We start from the raw sequence: 9,499 nt of genomic DNA on the forward strand, positions 1-9,499 counted from the left end.
CGCCTCCAAACCTAAGGGATCCGGGGGGGGACAACGGAAAAAAAGGGGCCCGCCCCGCGGGATTCGCACTCCCGCGGCCCGGGCCCCGAGTCACTCTCAAGGGTGGTCCGGTTGTCGCCGTTCCTAGATCTCGCCGCGGAGCTTGGCGAGGGCCTCGGCGAGGATGGCCTCGCCGTCGGCGTCGGTGCGGCGTTCCCGTACGTACGCGAGGTGCGTCTTGTACGGCTCGGTGCGCGGCGGCGCGGGCGGGTTGTCCCGGTCCTGGCCGGCCGGGAACCCGCAACGCGGGCAGTCCCAGGTGTCCGGCACGGTCGCGTCGCTGGCGAAGCTCGGCTGCGTCTCGTGCCCGTTCGAGCACCAGAAGGAGATGCGCAGGCGGGGCGCGGATTCACCGCGCTCGGCCTCGCCCATCGGCCCGGCTCCGACCCGACTTCCACGAATCGCGTTGCCACTTGCCACGGTCGTAACTCCCTGCGTGATGGTGCCGCGGAGCGAGAGGGGATGTCCGCTGCGGGCGCCCCAGTCTACGGAAGGCCCAACGCGCGTCCAGTAACCGGAGTTACTCGCTCCAGCCGTGGACGCAGGACCTCATGATAGGCGGGGCGGAGCCGACGGGACCGGCACAATGGCCAGAACGGTCAGCTGCCCGACTTCGTGAGCAGGCCGAGCGTCACGATGCAGGCGAACCACAGGAGCCCGATCACGACGGTGATGCGGTCGAGGTTGCGCTCTGCCACGGAGGAGCCGCCGACCGAGGACTGCATGCCGCCGCCGAACATGTCGGACAGACCGCCGCCCTTGCCCTTGTGCATCAGCACGAGCAGCATCAGCAGGGCGCTGAAGACGACCAGGGCGATCGAGAACCCCATAATCACGGCTGATTCCTACTTTCTGGGCATTCTGGGCTTTCAGGTTTTACCGGGCCTGCGACGCCCGCGGGGGCCAGCGGCTGCCGATCGCAGCCCCCTGGCCCCCGCAAGGGTACGACGGATCCGCCCTACCGCATACTCACCGGTCGCTTCACCGGGCGGTTCACTGGTCGCGGAAGCGGACGATCTTGACGAACTCGTCCACGTCCAGCGCCGCGCCGCCGATCAGGGCGCCGTCGACGTCGGGCTGCGCCATGATCGCGGCGATGTTGCCGGACTTCACGGAGCCGCCGTACTGGATGCGGACCTTGTCGGCCAGCTCCTGGGAGTACAGCTCCGCGAGGCGGCCGCGGATCGCACCGCAGACCTCCTGGGCGTCCTCGGGGGTGGCGACCTCGCCGGTCCCGATGGCCCAGACGGGCTCGTACGCGATCACGATGGACTCGGCCTGCTCGGCCGGGACGTCCTTGAGACCGCCGTCGACCTGGGCCAGCGTGTGCGCGACCTGGCCGCCGGCCTTGCGGACGTCCAGGCCCTCGCCGACGCACAGGATCGGGGTGAGCCCGTGCTTGTAGGCGGCCTTGACCTTGGCGTTGCAGACCTCGTCGCCCTCGCCGTGGTACTGGCGGCGCTCGCTGTGGCCGACGGCCACGAAGGTGCAGCCGAGCTTCGAGAGCATGGGGCCGGAGATCTCGCCGGTGTAGGCGCCGGAGTCGTGCGCCGAGATGTCCTGGGCGCCGTACTTGATCTTCAGCTTGTCGGCGTCGACCAGGGTCTGGACCGAGCGCAGGTCGACGAAGGGCGGGAGCACCGCCACGTCGACTGCGTCGTAGTCCTTGTCGGCGAGCGAGAAGGCGATCTTCTGGGTGTGGGCGATGGCCTCAAGGTGGTTGAGGTTCATCTTCCAGTTGCCCGCCATCAGCGGGGTGCGGCCGTTGGCAGCAGCAGTCATAGGGGTTCAGCCCTCCAGGGCGGCGAGGCCGGGGAGCGTCTTGCCTTCGAGGTATTCGAGGCTGGCGCCACCACCGGTGGAAATGTGACCGAAGGCGTTCTCGTCGAAGCCCAGGATGCGGACCGCGGCAGCGCTGTCGCCGCCACCGACGACGGTGAAGGCGCTGCTGTCGACGAGGGCCTGCGCGACGGCCTTGGTGCCGTTCGCGTAGTCGGGGTGCTCGAAGACGCCGACCGGGCCGTTCCAGAACACGGTCTCGGCGTCGGCGATCTTCGACGCGTAGAGCTCACGCGTCTTGGGGCCGATGTCGAGGCCCTCCTTGTCGGCGGGGATCTTGTCCGCGTCGACGGTCTCGAAGTCGGCCGGGGCCTTGGTCTTCAGGTCGGGGAAGTCCCCGGAGACGAGGACGTCGACCGGCAGGACCAGCTCGACACCGCTCTTCGCGGCGCGCTCCATGTACTCCTTGACGACGTCCACCTGGTCCTTCTGGAGCAGGGAGATGCCGACCTCGTGGCCCTTGGCGTAGAGGAAGGTGTACGCCATGCCGCCGCCGATGAGGATGCGGTCGGCCTTGCCGAGCAGCTGGTCGATGACGGCCAGCTTGTCGGAGACCTTGGCGCCGCCCAGGACGACCACGTACGGGCGCTTGACCTCGGCGGTGAGCTTCTTCAGGACGCCGACCTCGGTGGCGATCAGGTAACCGGCGGCGTGCGGCAGGCGCGCGGGCAGGTCGAAGACCGAGGCGTGCTTGCGGTGGACGGCGCCGAAGCCGTCGCCGACGTAGACGTCGGCGAGCTCGGCGAGCCGGTCCGCGAAGGCGCCGCGCTCGGCGTCGTCCTTCGCGGTCTCACCGGCGTTGAAGCGCAGGTTCTCGATGACCGCGACCTTGCCGTCGGCGAGGGCGGCGACGGTCTCCTTGGCGGAGGCGCCGACCGTGTCCGTGGCGAACGCGACGTCCGTGCCCAGCAGTTCACCGAGCCGCTTGGCGGCCGGGGCCAGCGAGAAGGCCGGGTCCGGGGCGCCCTTGGGGCGGCCCAGGTGCGAGGCCACGATCACGCGGGCGCCGGCCTCGGCGAGCTTCGCGATCGTCGGCTGGACGGCGCGGATGCGGCCGTCGTCCGTGATCTCGCCGTTCGCGAGCGGCACGTTGAGGTCGGCGCGGACGAAGACCCGCTTGCCGGTGACGCCCTCGGCGAGCAGTTCGTCGATCGTCTTCATGTGTTTCCTACTCCTTAGGAGACCTTCACCCGGAGGGCGAGGACGGGAGGGCCAGGCAAGCCACAGGGCCCGAACGGCGCTTCATCGCGCCGAGCGGACCCTGTGCTCACATGGTGGTGCCTTGCCCTACGTTTTAGAGCTGACCGCCGACGAAGACGGTCAGGTCGACGAGGCGGTTGGAGTAGCCCCACTCGTTGTCGTACCAGCCGATGACCTTGACGCTCTTGCCCTGGACCATGGTCAGGGAGGAGTCGAAGGTGCAGGAGGCCGGCCAGTTCACGATGTCGGAGGAGACGATCGCGTCCTCGGTGTAGTCCAGGATGCCCTTCAGCTGGCCCTCGGCGGCCTTCTGGAAGGCGGTGTTGACCTCGTCCTTGGTCACCTCGCGCTCCAGCTCGATGACCAGGTCGGTCACGGAACCGGTGGGGACCGGGACGCGCATCGCGATGCCGTCGAGCTTGCCCGCGAGCTCCGGGATCACCAGGGCGGTGGCCTTGGCGGCACCGGTGGTGGTCGGGATGATGTTCTCGGCGGCGGCACGGGCGCGTCGCAGGTCCGAGTGCGGGAAGTCCAGGATGCGCTGGTCGTTCGTGTAGGCGTGGACCGTGGTCATCATGCCCTTGACGATGCCGAAGTTCTCCAGGAGGACCTTGGCCATCGGCGCCACGCAGTTGGTGGTGCAGGAGGCGTTGGAGATGACGTGGTGGTTGGCCGCGTCGTACTTGTCCTGGTTGACACCCATCACGATCGTGATGTCCTCGTCCTTGGCCGGAGCCGAGATGAGGACCTTCTTCGCGCCGGCGGCAAGGTGCTTGGACGCGTCGGCCTTCTTCGTGAAGATGCCGGTCGACTCGATGACGATGTCGGCGCCCAGCTCGCCCCAGGGCAGGTTCGCGGGGTCGCGCTCGGCGAAGGTCTTGAAGGTGTTGCCGCCCACGGTGATGGTGTCGGCGGTGTGCGAGACCTCGGCCTTGAGGCGGCCCAGGATGGTGTCGTACTTGAGCAGGTGCACCAGAGTGGCGTTGTCAGTCAGGTCGTTGACACCGACGATCTCGATGTCCGCTCCCTGCTCCAGGAGCGCCCGGAAGTAGTTGCGGCCAATGCGGCCAAAACCATTGATGCCTACGCGGATCGTCACGAACCGATCTCCTCGTTGGTACGCCGGCCTGTCCGCCGGCGAGCTGTATGGGATGTCCCCGACCGCTTACGACCCTACCTCTCCGTGAGCTTGGGAGTGACATCGACGGGAGCCGGACACGCCCCGAGGCCCTGTACCAGACGCCCTGGCACGGGACCTCGGGGACCTTCGGCCCTGTCACGCAGTGTGATCGGGGGTGGGGTCGCAGGTCAGTGGTTCAGCGAGCGAAGCGCCTTGCCCAGGAGTACGGCACGGTCCGCCGCGGCCGGCACGTGCTCCAGGCCGAAGCCGAGGAGCACGGTGTCACGCGTAGTGACCGCGGCGTAGGACTTGAACAGTTCGCCCGACCTGGACCAATCGCCCGGAACATCGGGACTTCCGGCAGGTGCGCCCTGCGCCGTCCACACGCCGAGCGAGGTCTCGAAGCCCTCGACGGCCTGGTCGGTCCCGCCCAGGGAGACCCGGGCCTCGTCCGCGAAGACGCCGCGGCCGCCCGAACCGGGGTCGGTGATGTAGGAGAGCGAGACCTCGACGGTCTTGCCCGCGTAGGCGCTCAGGTCGAAGGAGACCTGCTTCCAGCCGCCCGAGGATCCGGTGAAGCTGTTCCACGCCCCGCTGGTACCGCTCGGTGAGCAACCGCCGCCGTCCAGGGTGAGGTAGTGGCGCAGGAAGGGGTGGTCGTTGACCAAGAATCCGGCCTCGCACTCCGCCGGGACTGTGGTGGAGCTCAGCCCGCCCGAGTCCGGGAGTGTGGTCCAGTCCTCGCCCCCGGCGGTACGGGCCTCCAGGACGGCGTGGTCGTAGCCCTCCTCGGTGTTCCAGTTGAGGGCCATCTTCAGCTGCGGCCTGTCCGCGGCGGTGACCTTGGTGAGGTCGACGGTCCGCGTGAGGCGCTTCCAGTCGTCGTCCTCGTGGGTGGCCGCGGCCATCCCGCTGCCCGCGTACGGGGCGTACGGGTTCACGACCCCGGCGTACTGGCCCGCCTGCGCGCTCTTGAACTGCGGGAACTGCGCCGCCGGCAGGCTGTCGGAGGTGACGGTGTAGGCGCCGGGGGCGTCGAGCGGGTTGCCCGCCGCACCGGCCAGGCCGCCCTTGACGCCGGCGAGGGAGCCCGCGCCGGTGAAGCCGGTGGGGCCGGAGACGCCCGCCCGCCCGTAGGCGCCGAGGTAGTACTGGCTGAAGTCGTCCGTCAGGGCGCGGCCGACCTGGGCCCGGCCGCCCGCCAGTTCACCGGCCTCGATCAGCTTGCCGCCCTCGTTGAGGAAATCGCGCACGGCCAGCTGCGTGGCGCCGCCGGGCGCCTTGGCGCCGGTGTAGTGGACGGCGGTGGAGAAGTGCGAGAGCACCCCGAGGTGGTGGGGGACCCCCTGGGTGGCCACGTCCCAGACGGCTGCCGACTTCCCGTTGGCGCGCAGCGCGTCCACGTAGGTCTGGGCCTGCGTGGCCTTCGCGCCCTCCTCCGCGATCACCAGGACGTCCGCGCGGGGGCGCTCGGCCACGGTGTACGTGAAGTGCTCGCTGGAGACCTGCTTGTCGGAGCGGTCGCGGCCGGTGAACCACACCTCGACCTTGTCGCCGGGCTTGGCACCGTCCACCTTGGCCCGGTACTCGTCGAACCAGTTGTTGTCCTCGCCGCCGTAGACGTCACCGCCCTTCCAGGCCTTGAGTCCGTCGTCGTGCGTGCGGCCGCCGTTGATCCGGAACTTGAGCTGCTTGTCCTTCAGGGCCTTGCGGGCGGTGACCGCGACCGTCTGGTCCTCGCCGCGCTCCACGTAGGAGGTGGTGAAGGGGTCCGGGGTGAAGTCGGCGGCGCTCAGGCCCACGGAGGAGGAGGGCTGGTCCGGGTGCGCGGCGCTCTCGCCGACGGACAGCGCGAAGGGGACGTTCTTGGCGAACTCCTGCTGGATCAGCTTCTCGTCGTCCGGGAAGTTGAATCCGGAGGCGCAGTCCTCGGGCTTCCACCGGTCGTTCGGGTCGATCGCCGAGGCCGTCTGGCAGGTGGTCATCTCCGGCGTGAACATCATGACGCCGTTGGCATTGGCCGCGTGGCCGTCCGCCTCGCCGTTGGTCGTGTACAGCTCGGAGGAGAGCTGCGGGTAGTAACCGGGGACGGCGGGCTTCTCGGGGGTGCCGGCGAGCGCCTTGTAGGCGACGTCGTCGGGGGTCGGGGTGGCGACCTGCCAGCCCACTCCGTAGAGCAGCAGCTCGGAGGCCGAGTGGTAGTTGATGGCGTACCGGAAGCCGATGCGCTTCTCGAAGGCGTCCAGGGCCCTGGTCTCGGGCTCGGAGGAGGCGCTCGGGCCGCGGTAGGTCTCGCTGGAGGGGCTCGGGGAGGACCCCTCGTTGTCGTAGCCCCACTTGTAGGCGAAGTTCCGGTTGAGGTCCACGCCGTCCACGGCCGTGATCTTGCCGTCGCCGTTGTTGTCGTGGAGGTTCTTGCGCCACAGCCGGGCGCTGTCGGCGGTGAAGGTGTAGTCGTAGCCGTCGGGGTTGGCCGAGAGCAGGAACCACAGCTCGGTGGAGTCCACGAGCTTGGTGATCCGCGGGTCCTTGCCGTAGTTGTCCAGCGTGTGGTGCATCAGCCGCCGGGTCATCTCGGGGGTGATCCACTCACGGGCGTGCTGGTTGGACATGTAGAGCACGGACGGCTTGTCGCCGTCCTTGCCCTTCTTCGCGTCCTTGCTGACCTTGAGGGCGAGGATGTCCTTGCCCTGGACGGTCTTGCCGATGGAGACGACCTTGGTGAGCCCGGGGTTCTGCTGCGCGGTCCGCAGGATCTCCTCCTGGAGGCCGCCCTTGCCGCTGTACGGGCGGAAGACCCCGTCGCCGGCGGCCTTGGCGCGGGCCAGCCCCTGGGCGGAGACCTTGCGCTCGGCGAGTCTGACGCCCTGGGCGGCGAGGCCCCTGGCCTGGTCCCCCGTGAGGAAGAGCTCGACCTTGGCGGTCCCGGTCTGCGGGGCGCGTTCGGCGAGCTCGTGGGCGTCCTGGCCCGCGGCCAGGACGAGCGGGACCTGTTCCTTGCTGATGTCGGCGTCGTAGACCCGCACCTCGTCGGCCCCGGACGGGGCGGCGGACGCGGGCTGGGCGTGGGCCGCCACGGGTAGCGCGGCGAGTGTGGTTCCGAAGACGAGTGCGCTTGCGGCGAGGATCGATCTCGCGCGTTGCCTCATGTGCCCCCCTGGGCGTCGTCTGCCACGAAAGCGTGCGGACGCCAGGCTCACGACCGCCCCGTGCTCATGTCAATGGGGCGTACCGAGAAGGGGCCCGCACGAGTGAGCGTGCGGGCCCCTACCGGACCACGTACGGGCGTACGGGTCAGCCGGCCATGTTGTCGGCCAGCTCCTCGCTGAGGTCCAGGTTGGACTCGGTGCCCGGGATGCCCAGGTCCTGCGCCCGCTTGTCGGCCATGGCGAGCAGGCGGCGGATCCGGCCGGCGACGGCGTCCTTGGTCAGCGGCGGGTCGGCGAGCGCGCCCAGCTCCTCCAGGGAGGCCTGCTTGTGCTCCATCCGCAGCCGTCCGGCCGCGGCGAGGTGCTCGGGGACCTCCTCGCCGAGGATCTCCAGCGCGCGCTGCACCCGGGCTCCGGCGGCCACCGCGGCCCGCGCCGAGCGGCGCAGGTTGGCGTCGTCGAAGTTGGCGAGGCGGTTGGCGGTGGCGCGCACCTCGCGCCGCATCCGCCGCTCCTCCCAGGCGAGCACCGACTCGTGGGCGCCGAGCCGGGTCAGCAGGGCGCCGATCGCGTCGCCGTCCCGGACGACGACCCGGTCCACCCCGCGCACCTCGCGCGCCTTGGCGGCGATGGAGAGCCGGCGGGCGGCGCCCACCAGGGCCAGGGCGGCCTCGGGGCCGGGGCAGGTGACCTCCAGGGAGGAGGACCGGCCCGGCTCGGTGAGGGAGCCGTGGGCCAGGAAGGCACCGCGCCAGGCCGCCTCCGCGTCACAGGTGGCCCCGGAGACCACCTGCGGGGGAAGGCCCCGGATCGGGCGGCCGCGGCCGTCCACGAGGCCCGTCTGGCGTGCCAGCTGGTCCCCGCCCGCGACGACCCGGACGACGAAGCGGCTGCCCCGGCGCAGTCCGCCCGGGGCCATCACCACCAGGTCGGAGGAGTGGCCGAAGATCTCCAGGATGTCCTTGCGGAGCCGGCGGGCGGCGATGCCCGTGTCCAGTTCGGCCTCGATGACGATGCGGCCGCTCACCAGGTGCAGCCCGCCCGCGAACCGAAGGATCGCCGAGACCTCCGCCTTCCTGCAGCAGGTCCGGGTGACGGGGAGGCGGGAGATCTCATCCTTCACCGCGGGCGTCATCGCCATGGGCCGATCCTTCCATGCATCCGAAAAATACGGTCGTACGCGGCGGCCAGCAGCTCCGGGTCGTGCTTCGGAGAGCCGTCCTGTCTGGCCACGGGGGCCAGCTCGACCGCGGCACCGAACCGTTTCGCGGCATCGGCGAGGGACTCGCGGTCGGGCACGGCGGCCTCGTCGGCCAGCACCACGTCCAGGGCGAGTTTAGGGGCGTGTCGGGCCAAAACCTCCAAATGACGCTGCGGAGAGAAGCCCTCTGTTTCGCCGGGCTGCGGCGCGAGGTTCAGCGAGAGGACCCGCCGGGCCTTCGTCTCCATCAGCGCGTCGAGCAGTTCCGGCACCAGCAGGTGCGGGATGACCGAGGAGAACCAGGACCCCGGGCCGAGCACCACCCAGTCAGCGTCCAGCACGGCGGCGACCGCCTCCGGCACGGCCGGCGGTCCGGCGGGGACGACCTGGACGGAGAGCACCTCGCCCGGCGTCAGGGCCACCGTGGCCTGCCCGCGTACGGTGTCCACGTCCTCCGGGCGCGCCGGATCGTGGCCCTTGACCAGCGCCTGGAGTTCCAGCGGCACCGCCGACATCGGCAGCACCCGGCCCTGCGCGCCCAGCAGCCTCCCGACCAGGTCGAGGGCCTGGACGGGGTCGCCGAGCTGCTCCCACAAGGCGACGATCAGCAGGTTGCCGACGGCGTGCTCGTGGAGATCGCCGGCCGACTGGAACCGGTGCTGGATCACGCGCGCCCAGGTCTGGCCCCAGTCGTCGTCCCCGCACAGCGCGGCCAGCGCCTTGCGCAGGTCGCCGGGGGGCAGCACGCCCAGCTCCTCCCGGAGCCGGCCGCTGGAGCCGCCGTCGTCGGCGACGGTGACCACGGCGGTGAGCTCGCCGTCACCGGTGATCCGGCGCAGGGCCGCGAGGGAGGCCGACAGGCCCATGCCGCCGCCGAGGGCGACGACCTTGGGCGCGGCGACCTTGGCCCCGGCCGCGCGGGGGGGGCGGGGCCGCGCCGCCGCGCCGTCC

8 protein-coding genes are annotated in these 9,499 nt (G+C 70.6%); all 8 read right to left on the minus strand.

Going from position 1 to position 9,499, the window contains the following annotated elements; translation table 11 throughout:
• Nucleotides 1-123: 123 nt before the first annotated feature.
• Nucleotides 124-459, minus strand: coding sequence for an RNA polymerase-binding protein RbpA (locus tag ACEPPI_RS38220; protein ID WP_078950560.1), 336 nt, complete (start codon nt 457-459; stop codon nt 124-126).
• Nucleotides 460-638: 179 nt separating this feature from the next.
• The gene (gene secG, locus ACEPPI_RS38225) at nt 639-869 is read right to left on the minus strand and encodes a preprotein translocase subunit SecG (protein WP_373919868.1); all 231 of its coding nucleotides are present in this window, start codon (nt 867-869) and stop codon (nt 639-641) included.
• A gap of 163 nt (nt 870-1,032) precedes the next feature.
• On the minus strand, nt 1,033-1,821 hold the full coding sequence (gene tpiA / locus ACEPPI_RS38230) for a triose-phosphate isomerase (RefSeq protein ID WP_373919864.1): 789 nt from the start codon (nt 1,819-1,821) through the stop codon (nt 1,033-1,035).
• A gap of 6 nt (nt 1,822-1,827) precedes the next feature.
• On the minus strand, nt 1,828-3,039 hold the full coding sequence (gene pgk, locus ACEPPI_RS38235; protein ID WP_373919865.1) for a phosphoglycerate kinase: 1,212 nt from the start codon (nt 3,037-3,039) through the stop codon (nt 1,828-1,830).
• 133 nt (nt 3,040-3,172) lie between these two features.
• Entirely contained in the window at nt 3,173-4,177 is a 1,005-nt protein-coding gene (gap, locus tag ACEPPI_RS38240) for a type I glyceraldehyde-3-phosphate dehydrogenase (RefSeq protein WP_030237192.1), read from the minus strand.
• A gap of 209 nt (nt 4,178-4,386) precedes the next feature.
• Nucleotides 4,387-7,347, minus strand: coding sequence for a M14 family zinc carboxypeptidase (locus tag ACEPPI_RS38245; RefSeq protein ID WP_373919866.1), 2,961 nt, complete (start codon nt 7,345-7,347; stop codon nt 4,387-4,389).
• Nucleotides 7,348-7,492: 145 nt separating this feature from the next.
• On the minus strand, nt 7,493-8,488 hold the full coding sequence (gene whiA, locus ACEPPI_RS38250) for a DNA-binding protein WhiA (protein ID WP_030237199.1): 996 nt from the start codon (nt 8,486-8,488) through the stop codon (nt 7,493-7,495).
• A partial coding sequence (gene yvcK, locus ACEPPI_RS38255; RefSeq protein ID WP_373919867.1) for a uridine diphosphate-N-acetylglucosamine-binding protein YvcK occupies nt 8,479-9,499 on the minus strand: 1,021 nt, incomplete at its 5' end. The genes whiA and yvcK, both read right to left, overlap by 10 nt.

The sequence above is a fragment of the Streptomyces sp. AB3(2024) genome (assembly GCF_041862025.1).
Taxonomy (GTDB): domain Bacteria; phylum Actinomycetota; class Actinomycetes; order Streptomycetales; family Streptomycetaceae; genus Streptomyces.